Here is an 18,046-nt window from a genome sequence, read left to right as displayed (position 1 = left end):
CCTCAAAAGTTATTTCATGTAACGAAAAATCTCATGCACACGATAAACGTTACAATGGCCACTTTTTCTTTATTTTCCATGTAGTTATGAGAAAATTGCGCCAGATCAAATTTCGAGCCGCATTCAGTGCAAAGCAACAACCTGAGGAAAAAACAACCAATTATTGACGACAGTATAGCCAAATCATCAACAAAACGACGCGCTTGATAGCGATAAAAAGCCGCGCTTTTTGTCGTTATCATTCATGGGGACATTCAGGTAGGAAAAAAGCCCGATTGAACAATCGGGCGACGTGGATTATTGCGGATTCGCATTCGAAAAAAGCGCAAAAAAGTTCCGGCTAGTGATATCACACACCGTTTCAACAGACTCACCTTTTAACATCGCCACGTATTCAGCGACCTCTTTCACGTAAGCCGGTTGGTTTTGCTTGCCACGATGCGGCACCGGAGCCAAATAAGGCGAATCCGTTTCGACCAGCAATCGTTCAAGCGGCAAACGCCGCACCACATCCTTTAGCTCCGCCGCTTTATTGAAAGTGACGATGCCAGAAATCGAAATGTAGAAGCCTAGCTCAATTGCCGCTTCTGCCATTTCATAGCTCTCTGTAAAGCAGTGAAGCACACCGCCTACACGCTCAGCGCCTTCCTCGCGCAAAATCGTCAAGGTGTCCTCTCGCGCGGCACGGGTATGAATAATCAGGGGCTTATTTAGCTCGACGGCGAGGCGGACATGCTGACGGAAAATCGCTTGTTGCTGCTCGGCCAGTTCCGGTTGGTAGTGATAATCCAACCCAGTTTCCCCGATCGCGACCACGCGCTCATCCGCGGCCAGGGCTTTCAGTTGCTGATAGTCAAACCCATTTTCTATATCTAAGGGGTGAACACCACACGAGGCAAAAACATGAGGATAAGGGCGGATCATGTCTAGCATCGCCGGGAAACTATCCAATGTAACGCCAACAGAGAGAAAATAATCGACACCCCTTGCCTGTGCTTTATCCAGAACATCTTCCACATTCTGGTGCAGCGAATCATAGTCCAGTTTGTCGAGATGGCAGTGAGAGTCTATTAACACGTTATTCTCCAATCGATAATAGCCATTGGCTAAGTACCAATTCGGTATTTAGCCCAGTATGCGTTTGCAGCTGACGCTGCAGTTGATGTAATTGTCGCAATTGCGTATGGACGTGCTGAGTCGCCATCACATTCGCCACCTCAGCCACCAAGGCGTGATGATGGCGATGCAAAATAGCGTGTTTTGCGCCTTGTCGCCATTTGAGCACATCAAGTAGAAAATGGCTCAGCCAGTCCAGTGAGGCGGGATAGTGTGCGACCAACACCTCTGACGTGTCAAATAAGCCAGAACGGCTTTTTACGTAGGTCGCAAAGCCATTGATCACCGCATGATGATGATCGAGTCCTCCAGATTCAACAAAATCACGTGCTGCCAATGGCGCACCGCGGTAAAGCGTGACCGCATGATCAGGAACCGTGCGCTTCAACGCTTGCTCAATCCAATGCTTCGCGGTTTCGTTATCCGGCTGTGGCGCTTTCCAGACGCTGCACCGACTGATAATCGTCGCTAACAAGCTATCAAGTGACGCGGTTAGCAACACGAAGTAACATCCTTCTGGCGGCTCCTCTAATGATTTTAATAGCGCGTTAGCCGCCGCCTCACCGAGGTTTTCAACGCGCTCAATCACGATAAAACGGGCACCGCCTAGCTGCGACGTTTCCATCGCTTGACGTTGCACCTTACGCACCGCATCAATGCCTATCTGCTTACCGGGTTTTTCAGGCATCAACCAGTGCATATCAGGGTGATTACCGGCATCAAATAACTGGCAACTATGACAACACCCACATGCTTGATCGGCCTGCTGCTTGCACAAACGCACCTTGGCCAAATGACTGGCCATTGCGCGCCGGCCGCTTCCCGGAGGGGCAGCCAGTAATACGGCATGTGGAAAGCGTGCGGTCACTAACAGTTGCTGCCAGTGCGTCCATACCGTATTAAACCAAGGAAACACGTGCGGGGCGGGATGGTGCGCGACGACTGACTCACTCATAACATTTTCAGTTGCTTAAGCCACGTCGATAACGCCGTTTTAATGCTGGCGGTCACCACCTCGAGTGGTTGACTGGCATCGATAATCACCACACTCGGATCCTGGTGCGCTAACGCCAAATAACGCGCGCGAGTGCGCTCAAAAAAGTCGATCTGCATTTGCTCAATCCGATCGAGCTCACCGCGGCCACGGGCACGCGCCAACCCCATTTCAGGGTCAATATCCATATATAGCGTCAAGGCGGGAGCAAAGTCGCCGAGGACAGTCGCTTTTAAGCTTTCCATTAGTGCAGTATCCATCCCGCGTCCACCGCCTTGATACGCTTGGGAAGACATATCATGACGATCGCCAATCACCCACTGCCCTTTTGCCAACGCTGGTTTGATCACGTTTTCAACCAGTTGAACACGAGCCGCGTATAGCATTAATAACTCGGCTTTATCTGTTAAAGGCTCCTCAGGATGACCTTGTTTTACCAAGGTTCGTAACTGCTCCGCAAGTGGCGTCCCACCTGGCTCACGCGTAGTGATCACATCATGAATGCCGGCATCGTGGAGTACCTGCTTCACTTGACTAATGGCGGTACTCTTACCCGCCCCTTCAAGGCCTTCTACGACGATAAAATGATTGTTCATTGATTTCTCAACACTTTTAGGTAATCACGCACAGCTCGATTGTGTTCGGCCAATGTCGTGGAAAATTGATGGCCCCCTTTGCCTGTCGCGACAAAGTAGTAATAATCAGTATGTGCCGGTTGCGCGGCAGCCATGATCGACGCTTTACCTGGCATCGCAATGGGCGTAGGCGGCAACCCATTAATCACATAGGTATTATAGGGTGTCGGCGTACGCAAATCGCGCTTACGGATATTGCCATCATATTGCTCTCCCATGCCATAAATGACCGTGGGGTCCGTTTGCAAGCGCATGCCTTTGCGCAACCGGTTAACAAATACAGAGGCCACGTTTTCACGCTCACTGGCAACGGCTGTCTCTTTTTCGATGATAGAGGCTAAGATCAATAACTCATAGGGCGTTTTAATAGGCAAGTCGTCGGCACGGTGTTGCCATGCTTTCTCGAGTGTGGCCTCCATGGCGCGCACGGCACGCTGTAACAGGTCAATATCCGTATCATTCACGTCGTACGCATAGGTTTCAGGTAGTAATAGTCCTTCTAACTGATCACGTGATACCCCGAGCTTATCGGCAATGACCGCTTCACTGACACCCTCTAGTGTATGATCTAAGTGCGGTGCTGATTGCAACTGCGCACGCCACTGTGCGAACGTGCTCCCTTCGACAAAAGTGATTGATGCCTGATACTGCTGTCCTGATCGGAGGATGGTGAACGCTTGCGCGAGCGTTTGCCCAGGTTGAAGTTGAAATGTCCCCGCTTGAACGCGGGTTAACTCAGGATACAGATGAGGAGCAAACTTGGCCCAGAGACTTGATGCCACCCAACCTTTGGCTTCAAATTGCCTTATAACGCGTTGATAGTGCGCACCAGCCGGCACAGTGAATAATTGAGGAGATTGAATCGATAAGGGCGTCGCAACGAATGCTTTCGTCTGCCATATTACCACTGCGGCGGCCAGCACAACCAACGCCATTATCGCGCTGATCCCCCCTAAAAGTCGCTTTTTTAGCACGCGTTTAACCTCTGTTGTAACACCCGAGTCAGGGTATGTGTGTTAAATGGTGTGTCGTTGATTGCCGTGACCGGCACCACTTTCATTAAGGTGTTGCAGATAAAGACTTCATCGGCCTGGTAAAGCGCCGTCTCATCGGTGCTCACCATATGGCATTGAACATCCCCGACGCCCTCTAGCACAGCCATCACTTTATCGCGCATCAATCCAGCCACACCGGCATACTGTAGCGCCGGCGTATAAACCACTGGGCCACTACGCCAAAAAATATTGGCAGCTGAGGTTTCCACTACATGGCCAAACATATCGCTTACCACCAGGTCATCGGCTGTGGTGTCGGCGAGTCCCTGTTTGAGTAACACTTGCTCGAGCCGATTTAAGTGCTTTAACCCCGCCAGCGGTGAAGCGCCCAATTGAATGGACGTGGTTGCCAGCGAGATCCCCTGTTGCTGCCACTGGCGGTAATAGGAGGGAAAAGGATGCAGACTAACGATAACCGTCGGTGCCGTGCACCCTTGAGGGCTATAGCCACGTCCACCTTGACCACGGGTGATGATCACTTTCAGAACTTGCTCACCTTGAGCCTGCTGACAGGCCAAATCAAGGGTGTGCGCTAATAGGGGCCAGTCAACGTCTGCAATGGCTAAACGCTGACAGGTATCCTGGAGGCGAAGAAGATGTGCATCGCGATCGAGCAACACCTTGGAATACACATGACCTGTGGTAAAACAGCCATCACCAAATTGTAAGCCCCGATCGGACACCGCAATCTCGGTGCTAAGCTGTCCATTAACCCAGTACATGATTCCTTGCCACCTCACCAATAAAAACGGCCCGACAAATCGGACCGTTATTATATCAAAATCTCTCAATCAAAATCTCTCATCACGTAGCGCTCACTGCGCGTGTCATTAGATTTTTTTGAAGATCAAAGAGCCGTTGGTGCCACCAAAGCCGAATGAGTTACACAGCGCATAATCCATTTTTACATCACGCGCATGATGTGGCACATAATCGAGATCGCACCCTTCATCAGCATTATCAAGGTTAATCGTCGGCGGTACAATTTGGTCAATCAATGACATCGCGGTAATGATCGACTCCACCGAGCCTGCCGCGCCAAGAAGGTGTCCTGTCATTGATTTGGTCGAAGACACCAAAACGCTATCCGCGGCTGCCCCCATCGCACGGCGCACGGCCTTACTCTCGGCGACATCACCCGCCGGGGTTGAGGTGCCATGGGCATTGATGTAACCAATTTGCTCAGGCGTGATGCCTGCATCACGAATGGCAGCTTCCATCGCAAGTGCCGCGCCAGAGCCGTCTTCACTGGGTGATGTCATATGATACGCATCACCACTCATACCAAAGCCGACGAGCTCACAATAAATCGTCGCCCCGCGAGCTTTAGCGTGTTCATATTCTTCAAGCACCATCACACCGGCACCGTCGCCAAGGACAAAACCATCACGATCTTTATCCCAAGGACGCGAGGCCGCTTGAGGATCATCGTTGCGGGTCGACAGCGCTTTCGCTGCAGCAAAACCACCGATACCCAGCTCTGTCGAGGCTTTTTCGGCGCCGCCTGCCACCATGGCATCGGCATCACCAAACGCAATCATACGCGCCGCATGGCCAATATTGTGTAAGCCGGTGGTACACGCGGTTGAAATCGAGATATTTGGACCGCGCATGCCATAGTTAATCGACACGTGACCGGCAATCATATTGACGATGGTTGATGGCACAAAGAAAGGGCTAATTTTACGTGGACCCTTCTCCACAAATGCACGGTGGTTCTGTTCAATTAAACCAAGGCCACCAATGCCCGATCCGATCGCAACACCAATACGGTGCGCATTGTGGTCGTCAACTTGCAGTCCGGAGTCTTGAATGGCTTGAACACTGGCCGCGATGCCGTATTGAATGAACAAGTCCATTTTTCGTGCATCTTTTTTCGACATGTAGTCTTCACAGTTGAAGTCTTTAACCATGCCGGCAAATTGAGTAGCAAAGGCGCTGGCATCAAAATGCTCAATGGCGGAGATACCGCTTTGTCCGGCTAGCAGAGCTTTCCATGAGGACTCAACTGAGTTACCGACGGGTGATAACATACCCATGCCAGTCACAACAACACGACGCTTAGACACGATGATATTCTCCGGAGAATATTAATTTGGATTGTAGAGTAGAGTAAAAAAAACACAGGCGGTCAAGGAGACCGCCTGGTAGGATTCTGAGATTACGCTGAAGCGCCGACTACGTAGTCGATAGCGGCTTGTACAGTCGTGATCTTTTCTGCTTCTTCATCTGGAATCTCTGTATCGAATTCCTCTTCAAGAGCCATTACCAGCTCAACGGTATCCAGAGAGTCCGCGCCCAAGTCGTCTACAAATGAAGCTTCGTTTTTCACTTCTGCTTCGTCGACACCTAGTTGCTCAATGATGATTTTCTTTACGCGTTCTTCGATGTTGCTCATATTAATACTAGTCCTTACAAGATTCGCAGATGCGATATGTGCTGTAGTTTATTCATTAATGTGGAAGTTGCAAGACCTCCACGGCTGGTCAAACCACGATTTGGGGACAAATCAATCGGAGTTTGACGTGTGTCATTCCAGATTGCAACGGTCTCGATCAAATCATGTACATGCCGCCGTTAACGTGCAAGGTTTCGCCTGTCATGTATGCGGCATCGTCTGATGCTAAAAAAGCGACCGTCGCAGCAATCTCTTTAGGATCGCCTAAACGTCCCGCTGGCACTTGTGCCAAGGTTGCTGCACGCTGATCGTCACTGAGGGCCTTCGTCATATCGGTTTCGATAAACCCAGGCGCAACGGTGTTAACGGTAATGCCACGCGCAGCCACTTCACGTGCCATGGATTTAGTAAAACCAATGACACCTGCTTTTGCCGCAGCATAGTTGGCTTGTCCCGCATTCCCCATCACACCGACGACAGAGCCGATATTGATGATTCGGCCGCAGCGTTTTTTCATCATCGCACGCAAGACTGCCTTTGATAAACGGAAAATCGACGTCAAGTTGGTATCGATGATATCTTGCCACTCGTCGTCTTTCATACGCATCAATAGGTTATCACGAGTGATACCCGCGTTGTTAACCAGAATATCAACATCACCAAATTCTTTTTTGATCGTGGCTAAAACGTCCGCCACTGAATCCGATGATGTGACATTCAGGGCCAACCCTTTACCGTTTTCACCGAGGTAGTCGCTGATCGCTGCGGCACCGTTTTCACTGGTTGCCGTCCCGATCACTGTTGCACCGCGCTCAGCCAAAAGCTCTGCCGTTGCTCGGCCAATACCTCGGCTCGCACCTGTCACTAGTGCTACTTTTCCATCTAGTTTCATTCGGTTACCCTTTTAATTGATTCTGCCGACATCGGCCGGCAGTCACAGAATACTATTACCGCACAGTCACACTTAGGCTGTTGCTGCCGCCAAGCTGGCGCTATCGTTAACAGCCGCACTGCTCAATGATTTGTTGATGCGTTTGGTCAATCCCGTTAGGACTTTACCTGGCCCAAACTCGAGAAGCTGCTCAACGTCTTCAGTCGCCATACGCTCAACGGTTTCCGTCCAGCGGACTGGACTATGCAACTGGCGCACCAGTGCTTCTTTAATGGCGGCTGGGTCCGTTGGTGTCGCTACGTCGGCATTATTGATCACAGGAATGACAGGCACATTAAACGTCACAGATTCAAGTGCTTGCGCTAACTTTTCAGCAGCAGGTTTCATCAATGCACAGTGTGACGGCACGGATACCGGCAACGGTAGCGCCCGCTTAGCGCCCGCTTCTTTGCACAGTGTATTGGCGCGTTCAACCGCGTCTTTATTCCCAGCAATCACGACTTGACCGGGCGAGTTGAAGTTAACCGGCGAAACGACCTGATCTTGAGCGGCTTGTTCGCACGCCGTTGCGATAGCGTCATTGTCGAGACCAATAATCGCTGACATCGCACCGACGCCTGCAGGGACCGCTTCTTGCATTAATTGGCCACGTAACTCGACAAGCTTGATGGCTGCTTTAAAGTCCAATACTCCTGCACAGACCAAAGCTGAGTACTCACCCAGGCTATGACCCGCAAGTACCGAAGGCGTTGCACCACCTTGCGATTGCCAGACCCGCCAAATCGACACTGACGCCGCCAACAAAGCAGGCTGAGTGCGGTGGGTTTGATTTAAATCTGCCTCAGGACCTTGTTGAACCAACGCCCACAGATCATAGCCAAGCACCTCAGAGGCCTCTGCAAACGTCTGCTGAACCACACCATATTGTTCAGCTAACTCACCGAGCATACCCACGGCTTGCGAGCCTTGGCCCGGAAATACGATCGCTGTTTGAGTCATATTCGTTTCCTATTAGTTTAGAACCTGACCAGTGCAGAACCCCATGCAAAACCGCCACCAAATGCTTCGAGCAATACCGTTTGACCACGTTGAATGCGTCCATCACGCACCGCTTCATCAAACGCAGTCGGTACAGAAGCCGCTGATGTGTTGCCATGACGGTCTAGGGTCAACACCACTTGATCCATCGACATCGCGAGTTTTTTCGCGGTCGCTTTAATAATTCGGTAGTTCGCCTGATGAGGAACTAACCAATCAATGTCTGATTTTTCGATTTGGTTCGCCTGAAGGGTTTCCGTGACAATATTCGCCAGCTGCGTTACCGCCACTTTGAACACTTCATTGCCGGCCATATAGAGCCAGGCTTCATCCGATACGTGGGATTGGCCTCGTTCGGGATACTTCAGTTTCAAAAGCTCACCAAATTTTCCATCCGCTTTTAAATGGGTGGACAAAATACCATCTTGCTCATCGGCCGAAAGCACGACGGCTCCCGCACCATCGCCAAACAAAATAACGGTAGACCGATCCGCGGGATCGCAGGTGTGCGAGAGACGATCGGCACCAATCACGAGGGCATGTTTTGCCAGCCCATTTTTAACGTATTGATCGGCCACACTCAACGCATACACAAAACCAGAGCATGCAGCGGCAATATCAAACGCTGGACAACCTTGTATCCCCAACATCGCTTGCACATCACAGGCAGCGGCTGGAAACGCACGTTCACCACTGGTCGTGGCAACAATAATGAGATCGATATCATGTTTGTCGATGGCGGCCATTTCAATCGCCTGTACGCCGGCTTGATAAGCCATTGAGGCAACGGTGTCTGTCGGTGCAGCAATGCGACGTTCTTTGATCCCCGTACGGGTCACAATCCACTCGTCACTGGTGTCTACCATCTGTTCAAGGTCAGCATTGGTGCGAACCTGTTCAGGCAAATAGCTGCCTGTGCCCAAAATCTTACTATACATGAAGACTACTAATGCCTCTCGAGAAGAACTGCCTCTAAACGGTCACTTATCTTAGTTGGGATTTGCCGTTCGACCTCGTGCACCGCTTCAAAAATAGCGTTTTCGTAAGCGGCGATATCTGCGCGTCCGTGGCTTTTTACAACGATGCTGCGCAATCCTAGCAAACTTGCGCCGTTGTACTGGTCGGGTTTCAGCTGTTGGAGTTGATTTAAAAGCTCAGAAAATAGCCATTTCGCGATCCAGCGCTTGATAGGATGAGGATTAAGGTGCGCTTTCACCTTATCAGTGATCAAACGGGCGACGCCTTCGCTGGTTTTTAATGCGACATTGCCAACAAAACCATCACAGACAATCACATCCGTTTCACCGGTGTAAATCTGGTCGCCTTCGACATAACCCGTGTAATGCACCGATGGGCTATGCAAAAGCAAGTCAGCACAACGACGCACCCAGTCATTCCCTTTGATCGCCTCTTCACCGATATTTAATAAGCCAACCCTTGGCGTACGGCCAAGCTCTGCTTCGGCTAACACCGCCCCCATCACCGCAAACTGGAAGAGCGTATCCGCGTCACAGGCCACATTCGCCCCTAAATCAAGCAACCATTTACGTTGATGATTGGCACCGGGCAGCGCAGTGACTAGCGCCGGTCGGTCGATACCGGGTAATAATTTCAGAAGGTATTTGGACAACGCCATCAAAGCACCGGTATTGCCGGCACTGACACACGCATCCGCCTCACCACTGGCGACGCATTCAAGCGCGACACGCATGGAGGTATCGGCGCTACGTCGCAATGCGGTAGACGGGCGCATGTCATTAGGGATTACGTCCGGGGCATGGACGATCGATAGTCGAGGATGATGCTGGGCATTAAGTTGACGAAGCGACGCTTGGATGCAAGATTCATCGCCCACTAGCATCACTTTTAGGTCCGCAAAACGCGACAATGCCTGCACGGAGGCAGGCACTGTGACTTGGGGACCAAAATCCCCGCCCATCGCATCGAGTGCAATGGTTAGCCTAGTCAAGGGTCAACCTTACTTGTTGATAACCTTGCGGCCACGGTAGAAACCGTCTGCAGTCACATTGTGACGCAGGTGAGTTTCACCGCTGGTTTTGTCTACAGATACAGCTTGAGTACCCAGTGCATCGTGTGAACGACGCATACCACGCTTAGAACGGGTTTTACGGTTCTTTTGTACGGCCATTGACCCTACTCCTCGTTACTTTGCTTTAAGTTTTTTAGTGCGGCAAACGGATTTGGACGCTCATCAGCAAGTGGGATTTCCCCGAACACCATGTTGTCCGTACTGACTTTGCAGTCTGTATCTTCGTGCATGGCAACTTGTGGCAAAGCCACAATCAACTCGTCTTCGACCAATTGAATCAGATCAATCTCACCGTTTTCGTCGACTAATGCCGGCTCATAAGCATCCGGTAAATTGCCCACCTGGTCTTCATTGAAAACCGGGCTATAAACGAATTCAGTTTCATAGCGATACGAGAACGGCCCCCAACAACGTTGGCACTCAAGACTCACTGAAACGGCTGCTCGACCCGTTACAATTTTCAAGCCTTGGGCATCAATGTCGAATGAAAGCATGACCTCTGCATCACTATCGATGCTTTGGGTTGCCTCACCGAGGCGCAACAATCGCGACTTGTCTACAATACCATCGTAGTCGAGTTGCTTTTGGGCGCAACGGAACGGATCAACCGTCAGCGGTAGCTTTACCTTCTGCATAGGGCGCGAATATTAGCCTCCAAATGCGCTGGAGTCAAAGAAAATGTTACCTACGCGTCGCTGTTTAGGCTCGATAGCCACTCGGCCGGTTTGCCGACATCGCGCAAGTTATCTTTTCAGGTTAGACTGAGTGCGAACAATTAACAAAAATCGATCACGCGCGAGTCGTCTAAACACACTGGCGCGCTTAAAAAAGGAACGGTCATGCATACCACACAACCGCCAAAAATTGTGCTGGCATCAAGCTCCCCCTACCGCCAGGCCCTCTTAAAAAAGTTCGCCCTCCCCTTTTCGACTTTTTCACCTGCCATTGACGAAAGTCGACTCGAGAACGAACGCGCCACTGACTTAGTGGAACGGCTCGCACTCGAAAAAGCGATGGCCGGGATGCCGCTGTTCGATAACGCCATCATTATAGGCTCTGACCAAGTGTGTGTGATTGACGAGGAAGTCTTAGGTAAGCCGCATGAGCGAGACGTTGCTATTGAGCAGTTAAAGCGCGCCAGCGGCAAGAAAGTGACCTTTTACACGGGGCTGGCGGTGATTAATAGTGAAACCGGTGAGCATCAATCGGACGTTGAACCTTTTCATGTCGATTTCCGTGAGCTCACCGAGCAGGAGATTGTCCGCTACATCGATATCGAGCAACCGCTAGATTGCGCGGGCAGCTTTAAATGCGAAGGCTTAGGGATTGCCCTCTTTAACGCCATGCATGGCCGCGATCCCAATACATTAGTGGGGCTGCCACTGATTCGGCTACGCGAGATGTTAGAGAAAGAAAGGATTAGGGTTATCTAAGTTGCAGCAATGGCGTGTATCGAGCAGATCTCGATACAACTTGCTTTCTAAAAAGGCAGAAAGATTTACCACAAGATCGCATGTATGACGAAAAACCAAGCTAGTCAAGCTAGTTTATACGCCAGCATACTGTGCGTATAAAATGTCTGCAAAATCAAGCTCATTAATTTCGCCTATGACAAGATCTCGCACAGCGTCAGCGAGAAGTGAATTGTCATGCGTTAGTTCAAAGTCATTGAGCGATAGATACTCCAGTGCAACCGCTAAACCAGTACGCTTATTGGCATCGGGAAGCGCGTGAGCTACAGCGATACAGGCTGTGTATTTTGCTGCTATCTCGAACACATCATCAAGCCCATCGTAAATAATAGCGTTATCAATGCGACTCAATGCTCCTTGCAGTTTTCCTAAATCAATAGCACCTTTCATCCCAGGGCCTGAATCCAGAATTAGCGCATTTATCTCAATGACACGTTCAAAGGGAAAGCTAATAATATCCATTACATATCAGCGAGCTTTTTAAAGGTATTAGAGTGTGTTCGTAAAGCCAGCTTGGTTTCTGACTTGACAATCTGACGTCCTAAAACACCCGATAAATCAAGACTTTTCTTGGCTTTGATTTTTGGCCTCTGTATTGCACCAACACCATAGGCCTCTAGTTTTCTATTCATGCCTTTTACTTCCTATACAATCTATTACTCAATAATCGCCGATAACATGGGGGACCGCAAGAAGCCGATTTAAGATTTAGCCGGTTGTAACCGGCGCGTGATCTATCAATGCGGTGAGGCTGTCCAATACAGCAACGGGACCAAAGGTCGTTAGGCTAGCGTGATCTTCAACGCCCCAGGTAACAGCCAACCGTGCCATATCCGCATTGACGGCTAACTGCATGTCATGGCCCGTATCACCGATCATAATCGCTTTCTCGCGCGCGATACCCGTTTGCGCCAACACTTCGTCTAGCATTTGTGGGTCAGGTTTAGATGCCGTTTCATCCGCGCAACGCGTCGCAACAAATAAATCCTGCGTGCCTGTCTCTGCCATAGCTCGATCTAAGCCTGCTCGTGATTTTCCGGTCGCAACCGCTAATTGAAAGCCTTGTGCTTTTAATGCCACTAATGTGTCTTTGACGCCAGAAAAAAGCTGGCACGGTGTCGGATTGTCATGGACAAATTGCTGACGATAATGCGCAATCCAGCTCGGATACCAAGCCGGATCAGCGCCGGGATAGAGTAATTGATAGCCCTTTTCCAGACTTAAACCGATCATGGCTTGCAAGCGTTCAGGCGGTAACACTGGCAACTGACCGGTTAAACGTGCTGCCCTATCAAGGCTAGACACAATCCGCCCAATGGAATCCATCACCGTACCGTCCCAATCAAAAATCAGTAACGAATAAGAGGCAATGGCAGGATGCGGCTTTCTTATTGCCATATTTGACGCCGCATCACAATCAACAGTGGTCGGTGGTTCAATGTGCATTTTTACCTCGTGTACTCAACACTTACTGTTGCAAGACGCAGCGACAAAATACTGCGTATTGACGATCTGGAAATACGGAAAAAATTATGCGTTTTTCGCCCGTAGCCCTTCAAGGGCACGCTCAAGCTTGGGCTCCATCGGCGCGCTGAGCGTCATGGTGTCTTCATTCCCCGGATGCACAAAACGGATATTGGCAGCATGAAGGAACAAGCGATCCAGCCCGACTGACCGGGTGTATGCATCAAAACGCGGATCACCATAGCGATCATCCCATGCTAAAGGATGCCCGACATACTGCGCGTGTACCCGTATTTGATGCGTTCGTCCCGTCACAGGGCTAGCCTGCACCAAAGTGGCTTCAGCAAAGCTTTCAATCACTTTAAAACGCGTTTCAGACGGTTTCCCCTTAGGGTTAACACGCACAATGCTATTCACCTCATTTTTTAATAGCGGTGCGGTGACTTTGCGCTGTTTGGCTGGCCATTTGCCCATGACTAACGCGTAATACTCTTTTTGCACCGTCTTTTCTCGAAACTGCGCCTGTAAATGTCGCAGTGCCGAGCGTTTTTTCGCAATCAATAAAATCCCTGAGGTGTCACGGTCGATCCGATGAACCAGCTCTAAAAAACGCGCCTTAGGTCGCAATGCACGCATGGCCTCAATGGCACCGAATTGCAATCCACTGCCTCCGTGTACCGCGGTCCCCGATGGCTTATTGAGCACTAACAGATGATCGTCTTCATGCAAAATACAATGTTCAAGCGCCGCTACTTTGCCTAACTTGGTGCTGGGTGCGGCTTTTTCATCTTTGTCGGGAAGACGAATAGGTGGCACGCGCACCACATCTCCCGGTTGGAGTTTATATTCCGGTTTTATCCGTTTTTTGTTAACTCGCACTTCGCCTTTACGAAGCACGCGATAAATCATACTTTTCGGGACATTTTTCAGCTGATTTCGCAAAAAATTGTCAATACGTTGGCCGGCGATATCATCATCGATGTCGATAAATCGCACTTGAGATTTTTGTTCTGTCATAACTTATTATTCTACCTCTAAGTGTGCTGACATGCACCTGTTGAGCGTGCTAAAGCCGTTAAATCACGTGATAGCTATGCCGCAAAATCGCGGCAAAATCCGTTGAGTTCCGCTCTCTTCCTGCCGGGAAATCGTGCAAAAAAACGCCATATTCACTGGGTTTTTCTATCAAGGCAACATAAGCCAATAAAGCCGATTGCTGGACTCTGGTCTCCCTGCTATAGTTGCGGCGTTAGTCAGAAAAGCAAACGCTTAGCTGACACACGGTTTATCGCCTGCGATAGAGATATCGCGCTTGGCAAACACGTGGCGCTCGGGGTATAAAAACGCGAGCGGTGCGGTTGCGAATCGAGCAGTCGGTAACCGTCATGCGGTTAATCCCGCAATAGCACCATAATTCCGAATGCTTTTAAGGCGTTACGCGGCAATTGGCGTAAGACGTAAACCCAAAGCACCCGTTAGTGTGTTGACACGAGGCAGTGAGTCAGTGTCAGAGCTCTCCGCCATCGGTAAAAAACGGCGGACGCCAACTGTGTAATCCGGTGAGCCATAAAAACCGTTGCAGCTGGCCGATTAAAACTTGCCCGAGCGCACCCCTGATTTTCTCCAGCCGGGAGGCTGCATCATATCAGACTTGGGGTCAGGCAGCATTGGCGACTGCTCTCGTCATCAACCGCTAATAACAACGATAAATAAATGAGAAAAATCAGATGAAAAGAATGTTGATTAACGCAACTCAGAAAGAAGAGTTGCGCGTCGCATTGGTTGACGGTCAACGGTTATACGATCTCGATATCGAAAGCCCTGGCCATGAATCGAAAAAAGCTAACATTTACAAAGGACGCATCACCCGTATTGAACCCAGCTTGGAAGCGGCATTTGTTGATTACGGCGCAGACAGACACGGTTTCCTCCCGCTCAAAGAAATCGCCCGCGAATACTTCCCTTCCGGTTACAGCTATCAAGGCCGTCCCAACATCAAAGATGTGGTGAAAGAAGGCCAGGAAGTTATTGTCCAAGTAGACAAAGAGGAACGCGGTAATAAAGGTGCGGCACTGACCACCTTTGTTTCTTTAGCCGGTAGTTATCTGGTTCTGATGCCAAATAACCCGCGTGCAGGCGGTATCTCTCGCCGTATCGAAGGCGAAGAACGCAGCCAGCTGAAAGAAGCCATGTCGGGCCTCGAGCTACCACAGGGCATGGGGCTGATTGTCCGCACGGCTGGGGTCGGCAAATCGGCCGAAGAGCTTGAGTGGGATTTAAAAGTGCTTCTTAACCATTGGCAAGCGGTGAAAGAAGCGGCAGCGGCAAACCCTGCACCTTTCCTTATCCATCAAGAAAGTAACGTGATTGCGCGCGCAATCCGTGACTACTTGCGTCGCGACATTGGCGAGATTTTGATCGACAGCGAAAAAGTCTTCACACGGGCGCAAGAACACATCAAGCTGGTTCGTCCTGACTTTGTCAGCCGCATTAAGTTTTATGATGGCGAAGTTCCACTCTTTAGCCATTATCAAATCGAGAGCCAGATCGAATCGGCCTTCCAACGCGAAGTACGTTTGCCATCCGGTGGCTCGATTGTTATCGATCCGACCGAGGCACTGACGTCTATCGATATTAACTCTGCCCGAGCCACCAAAGGCAGCGACATCGAAGAGACAGCTCGCCAAACCAACGTCGAAGCGGCAGAAGAAATTGCTCGCCAATTGCGTTTGCGTGACTTGGGCGGTCTGGTGGTGATCGACTTTATCGACATGACCCCAGTACGTCATCAACGCGAAGTCGAAAACATGCTCCGCGATTCGGTACGAATGGATCGTGCTCGCGTACAAATCGGCCGCATCTCGCGCTTTGGCTTGTTAGAAATGTCGCGTCAGCGCTTAAGTCCTTCATTGGCGGAAGCCAGTCATCATATTTGCCCACGCTGTAAGGGCACAGGCGTCATTCGTGATAACGAGTCACTGTCTCTTTCCATCCTTCGTTTGATGGAAGAAGAGGCAATGAAGGAAAACACCGCACAAGTACTCGGTATTGTTCCTGTCCCTGTGGCCTCTTATCTGCTCAACGAAAAACGCCGCTCCGTCCAGCACATTGAGAAGTACCACAATGTCAAAGTGGTGGTGGTACCAAACGCCGAAATGCAGACCCCGCACTTTGATGTGGTTCGTGTGCGCGGTGGTGAAGAGATGGCTGACCTGTCTTATCAATTGCCCGGTCAAATCGACGCGTTGAAAGAAGCAGAAGCACGCGAAGAGCCACAACAAGCACGTCCAGCGAAAAAACGTGAAGAGCCTGTTCTGCAAGGCTTTGCCGCACCCGCGACACCAGCGCCAAGTGCGCCAGCTCAAACGGCGTCGACCGAGGCATCCGTTAAAGCGACAACACCGGGGTTATTGGCAAAAGTCGGTCAGTTTATTGCTAAGCTATTTAGCGCGCCTGCCAGTGATGAGGCGACGAGCCAAACCACACAAAAGCCTGAAGCATCAAGTCAGGAACAAGGTCAGAAATCATCACGCGACCAACAAAATCGTCGCAATCAGTCTCGTGGTAGTCAATCGCGTGGCAACTCATCGCGAAGCAACCCATCGGCTAGCAACCATAAGCCCGACGTGCAAGACGAGCAAAGCGATAACAGCAGTAACGATCGCGGTCGTAACAATAAGCAACGTCGTCAAAATAAATCCCAAGAAGAACGTCGCGACACCAATCGTAAAGGCAAGAAGCCTCGCAACGATAACCGTAGCGACAAAGCGAAGAAAACCGCAGAGCAAGCACCAGCGGTCGAACCACAAGACGACAGTAAAGCGGCTAAACCGCAAGCTGAAAAAGCGGATAATAAAGGTCAGAAGCCAAACGATCAGAAGGCGGAAAAAACCGAACAGGTTAAACAGCGCCGTCAACGTCGTAAGCTAAACCGTAGCGTGCGGATTAATAAAGACATCGCAGAGACACACGCGCCGGTCGAGACTGCCGCCGAGCCAGGCAAAGACTTGCATCAAGTCGGTGCCGAAGTCGCCCAACAAGCGAAACAGCAACCGGAAAACGGCAAAAAAGAAGGCCAGCAGGACAAGCGTCGTAACCGTCGCTCACCTCGCCATCTTCGCGCCAGTGGCCAGCGTCGTCGTCGCCGTCCAATAGTGAAAAGCCCAATGCCGCTCACCACGGGCATGGCCTCACCGGAAATGGCAATGGGTAAAGTGTGGTCAGCAGAGCAACCGGTCAAGGTGAAGCAAGATCGCCGTCGCCAAGATAAACGCCAAACCCATCAACCGATTGTGAGTGGTGTGGCGCGTCCTGAAATGGCGATGGGAAAAGTCATTATCATGCAAAGCAAACCGACTGACGCGGCCCCGGTCTCAACCCGCCCTGCATCTTCTGTAGGCACACCCGCGGCTGAACAGATGCCTGCTGTGCAGCCCGTGCAGACGCCTGAGGTGGAAGCCACACCGCAAGTGGGTGTTTCACCCGCACCGGCCACGACACCGGAGCATGATCCGAACGTCGATTTAGTGACTGAGAAAGTGATTGAGCGCGAGGTGGCAATCAATGCACCGACCGCCACTATCCAATATCGCCGCGCAACATCACCGATGATGAAAGCGCCGGCACCGAATGAGACAGTCGATCACAGCCCTGTGGCTATCGCCGCGTTTAACGCGCCAAACGCAGACGCCAAAGCAGCAGGTAGTGCCTGCGCTCGTGCATCAGCATATGCGCCTGCGACCAAGCCCCAGCACTAATCGCTAGGCTTAACGGCATTCTTCAAAGGCCTCGGCATATGCTGAGGCCTTTTTTTAGATTTATTCCGCCGACGCAATACCTGTCACCCTACCCTCACTTGCAGCGATACATAGAAAAGTGCGTCAATCAACACGCTTCTATCGATACTTCCTTGTCAAAGCGAAAAAACGCAGT

19 protein-coding genes are annotated in these 18,046 nt (G+C 50.7%); 2 read left to right on the top strand and 17 right to left on the bottom strand.

Translation table 11 applies throughout. The features are described 5' to 3' along the window. Positions 1-297 precede the first annotated feature (297 nt). The 13 genes from BZG75_RS07920 to yceD all read right to left on the bottom strand — a co-directional run bounded on the left by BZG75_RS07920 (position 298) and on the right by yceD (position 10,813). Entirely contained in the window at positions 298-1,077 is a 780-nt protein-coding gene (locus tag BZG75_RS07920) for a TatD family hydrolase (RefSeq protein WP_077576657.1), read from the bottom strand. Position 1,078: 1 nt separating this feature from the next. Then, positions 1,079-2,071 carry a DNA polymerase III subunit delta' gene (gene holB / locus BZG75_RS07915; protein WP_077576656.1) on the bottom strand — a complete coding sequence of 331 codons (993 nt, stop codon included), beginning with the start codon at positions 2,069-2,071 and terminating at the stop codon, positions 1,079-1,081. Continuing rightward, on the bottom strand, positions 2,068-2,706 hold the full coding sequence (tmk, locus tag BZG75_RS07910) for a dTMP kinase (RefSeq protein WP_077576655.1): 639 nt from the start codon (positions 2,704-2,706) through the stop codon (positions 2,068-2,070). Before tmk ends, holB begins: the two co-directional genes overlap by 4 nt. After that, positions 2,703-3,719, bottom strand: a complete 1,017-nt coding sequence (gene mltG / locus BZG75_RS07905) for an endolytic transglycosylase MltG (RefSeq protein WP_274532550.1) — start codon at positions 3,717-3,719, stop codon at positions 2,703-2,705. Before mltG ends, tmk begins: the two co-directional genes overlap by 4 nt. After that, a complete protein-coding gene (pabC, locus tag BZG75_RS07900; RefSeq protein WP_077576653.1) occupies positions 3,713-4,522 on the bottom strand; it encodes an aminodeoxychorismate lyase in 810 nt (269 codons plus the stop codon). The genes mltG and pabC overlap by 7 nt, the downstream gene beginning before the upstream one ends. A gap of 108 nt (positions 4,523-4,630) precedes the next feature. Further along, complete coding sequence (fabF, locus tag BZG75_RS07895; RefSeq protein WP_077461217.1) at positions 4,631-5,869, bottom strand: beta-ketoacyl-ACP synthase II; 1,239 nt, start codon at positions 5,867-5,869, stop codon at positions 4,631-4,633. 92 nt (positions 5,870-5,961) lie between these two features. Continuing rightward, positions 5,962-6,198 carry an acyl carrier protein gene (gene acpP, locus BZG75_RS07890; protein ID WP_025673161.1) on the bottom strand — a complete coding sequence of 79 codons (237 nt, stop codon included), beginning with the start codon at positions 6,196-6,198 and terminating at the stop codon, positions 5,962-5,964. Between the two features lie 157 nt (positions 6,199-6,355). After that, positions 6,356-7,090, bottom strand: coding sequence for a 3-oxoacyl-ACP reductase FabG (gene fabG, locus BZG75_RS07885; RefSeq protein ID WP_021023151.1), 735 nt, complete (start codon positions 7,088-7,090; stop codon positions 6,356-6,358). A 72-nt stretch (positions 7,091-7,162) separates the two neighbouring features. Then, positions 7,163-8,089, bottom strand: coding sequence for an ACP S-malonyltransferase (gene fabD, locus BZG75_RS07880; protein ID WP_077576652.1), 927 nt, complete (start codon positions 8,087-8,089; stop codon positions 7,163-7,165). A gap of 17 nt (positions 8,090-8,106) precedes the next feature. Continuing rightward, complete coding sequence (locus BZG75_RS07875; protein WP_077576651.1) at positions 8,107-9,066, bottom strand: beta-ketoacyl-ACP synthase III; 960 nt, start codon at positions 9,064-9,066, stop codon at positions 8,107-8,109. A gap of 8 nt (positions 9,067-9,074) precedes the next feature. Further along, positions 9,075-10,097 carry a phosphate acyltransferase PlsX gene (gene plsX, locus BZG75_RS07870; protein WP_077576650.1) on the bottom strand — a complete coding sequence of 341 codons (1,023 nt, stop codon included), beginning with the start codon at positions 10,095-10,097 and terminating at the stop codon, positions 9,075-9,077. A gap of 9 nt (positions 10,098-10,106) precedes the next feature. Continuing rightward, complete coding sequence (gene rpmF / locus BZG75_RS07865) at positions 10,107-10,277, bottom strand: 50S ribosomal protein L32 (RefSeq protein ID WP_021023155.1); 171 nt, start codon at positions 10,275-10,277, stop codon at positions 10,107-10,109. 5 nt (positions 10,278-10,282) lie between these two features. Next, positions 10,283-10,813 (bottom strand): 23S rRNA accumulation protein YceD, encoded by a 531-nt coding sequence (yceD, locus tag BZG75_RS07860; protein WP_021023156.1) that lies wholly within the window; start codon positions 10,811-10,813, stop codon positions 10,283-10,285. 204 nt (positions 10,814-11,017) lie between these two features. Here yceD and BZG75_RS07855 point away from each other — a divergent pair, with 204 nt between their 5' ends. Further along, positions 11,018-11,611 carry a Maf family protein gene (locus tag BZG75_RS07855; protein ID WP_077461213.1) on the top strand — a complete coding sequence of 198 codons (594 nt, stop codon included), beginning with the start codon at positions 11,018-11,020 and terminating at the stop codon, positions 11,609-11,611. Positions 11,612-11,725: 114 nt separating this feature from the next. Here BZG75_RS07855 and BZG75_RS07850 read toward each other — a convergent pair whose 3' ends face one another. The 4 genes from BZG75_RS07850 to rluC all read right to left on the bottom strand — a co-directional run bounded on the left by BZG75_RS07850 (position 11,726) and on the right by rluC (position 14,131). Next, positions 11,726-12,112 carry a type II toxin-antitoxin system death-on-curing family toxin gene (locus BZG75_RS07850; protein ID WP_077461212.1) on the bottom strand — a complete coding sequence of 129 codons (387 nt, stop codon included), beginning with the start codon at positions 12,110-12,112 and terminating at the stop codon, positions 11,726-11,728. Further along, positions 12,112-12,282: an acetyltransferase gene (locus BZG75_RS07845; protein WP_077461211.1), complete on the bottom strand. Its 171-nt coding sequence runs from the start codon at positions 12,280-12,282 to the stop codon at positions 12,112-12,114. Before BZG75_RS07845 ends, BZG75_RS07850 begins: the two co-directional genes overlap by 1 nt. Before the next feature lie 76 nt (positions 12,283-12,358). Further along, a complete protein-coding gene (locus tag BZG75_RS07840; protein WP_241824079.1) occupies positions 12,359-13,096 on the bottom strand; it encodes an HAD-IA family hydrolase in 738 nt (245 codons plus the stop codon). 84 nt (positions 13,097-13,180) lie between these two features. Further along, complete coding sequence (rluC, locus tag BZG75_RS07835; protein ID WP_077576649.1) at positions 13,181-14,131, bottom strand: 23S rRNA pseudouridine(955/2504/2580) synthase RluC; 951 nt, start codon at positions 14,129-14,131, stop codon at positions 13,181-13,183. Positions 14,132-14,850: 719 nt separating this feature from the next. Here rluC and rne point away from each other — a divergent pair. Further along, positions 14,851-17,871: a ribonuclease E gene (gene rne, locus BZG75_RS07830; RefSeq protein WP_077576648.1), complete on the top strand. Its 3,021-nt coding sequence runs from the start codon at positions 14,851-14,853 to the stop codon at positions 17,869-17,871. Positions 17,872-18,046: the final 175 nt, after the last annotated feature.

This window comes from Salinivibrio sp. AR640, assembly GCF_001995405.1.
GTDB lineage: Bacteria > Pseudomonadota > Gammaproteobacteria > Enterobacterales > Vibrionaceae > Salinivibrio > Salinivibrio costicola.
The sequence above is the reverse complement of the archived record's forward strand: the minus strand, read 5'-3'. Positions and strand labels throughout refer to the sequence as shown.

Excerpts from the sequence above, each read along its gene's own strand:
- BZG75_RS07850 (WP_077461212.1), bottom strand. The coding sequence starts at position 12,112 with ATGGATATTATTAGCTTTCCCTTTGAACGTGTCATTGAGATAAATGCG.
- fabG (WP_021023151.1), bottom strand. The coding sequence starts at position 7,090 with ATGAAACTAGATGGAAAAGTAGCACTAGTGACAGGTGCGAGCCGAGGT.
- BZG75_RS07840 (WP_241824079.1), bottom strand. The coding sequence starts at position 13,096 with ATGCACATTGAACCACCGACCACTGTTGATTGTGATGCGGCGTCAAAT.
- holB (WP_077576656.1), bottom strand. The coding sequence starts at position 2,071 with ATGAGTGAGTCAGTCGTCGCGCACCATCCCGCCCCGCACGTGTTTCCT.
- pabC (WP_077576653.1), bottom strand. The coding sequence starts at position 4,522 with ATGTACTGGGTTAATGGACAGCTTAGCACCGAGATTGCGGTGTCCGAT.
- rluC (WP_077576649.1), bottom strand. The coding sequence starts at position 14,131 with ATGACAGAACAAAAATCTCAAGTGCGATTTATCGACATCGATGATGAT.
- BZG75_RS07875 (WP_077576651.1), bottom strand. The coding sequence starts at position 9,066 with ATGTATAGTAAGATTTTGGGCACAGGCAGCTATTTGCCTGAACAGGTT.
- tmk (WP_077576655.1), bottom strand. The coding sequence starts at position 2,706 with ATGAACAATCATTTTATCGTCGTAGAAGGCCTTGAAGGGGCGGGTAAG.
- rne (WP_077576648.1), top strand. The coding sequence starts at position 14,851 with ATGTTGATTAACGCAACTCAGAAAGAAGAGTTGCGCGTCGCATTGGTT.
- BZG75_RS07845 (WP_077461211.1), bottom strand. The coding sequence starts at position 12,282 with ATGAATAGAAAACTAGAGGCCTATGGTGTTGGTGCAATACAGAGGCCA.
- fabD (WP_077576652.1), bottom strand. The coding sequence starts at position 8,089 with ATGACTCAAACAGCGATCGTATTTCCGGGCCAAGGCTCGCAAGCCGTG.
- BZG75_RS07855 (WP_077461213.1), top strand. The coding sequence starts at position 11,018 with ATGCATACCACACAACCGCCAAAAATTGTGCTGGCATCAAGCTCCCCC.
- rpmF (WP_021023155.1), bottom strand. The coding sequence starts at position 10,277 with ATGGCCGTACAAAAGAACCGTAAAACCCGTTCTAAGCGTGGTATGCGT.
- yceD (WP_021023156.1), bottom strand. The coding sequence starts at position 10,813 with ATGCAGAAGGTAAAGCTACCGCTGACGGTTGATCCGTTCCGTTGCGCC.
- acpP (WP_025673161.1), bottom strand. The coding sequence starts at position 6,198 with ATGAGCAACATCGAAGAACGCGTAAAGAAAATCATCATTGAGCAACTA.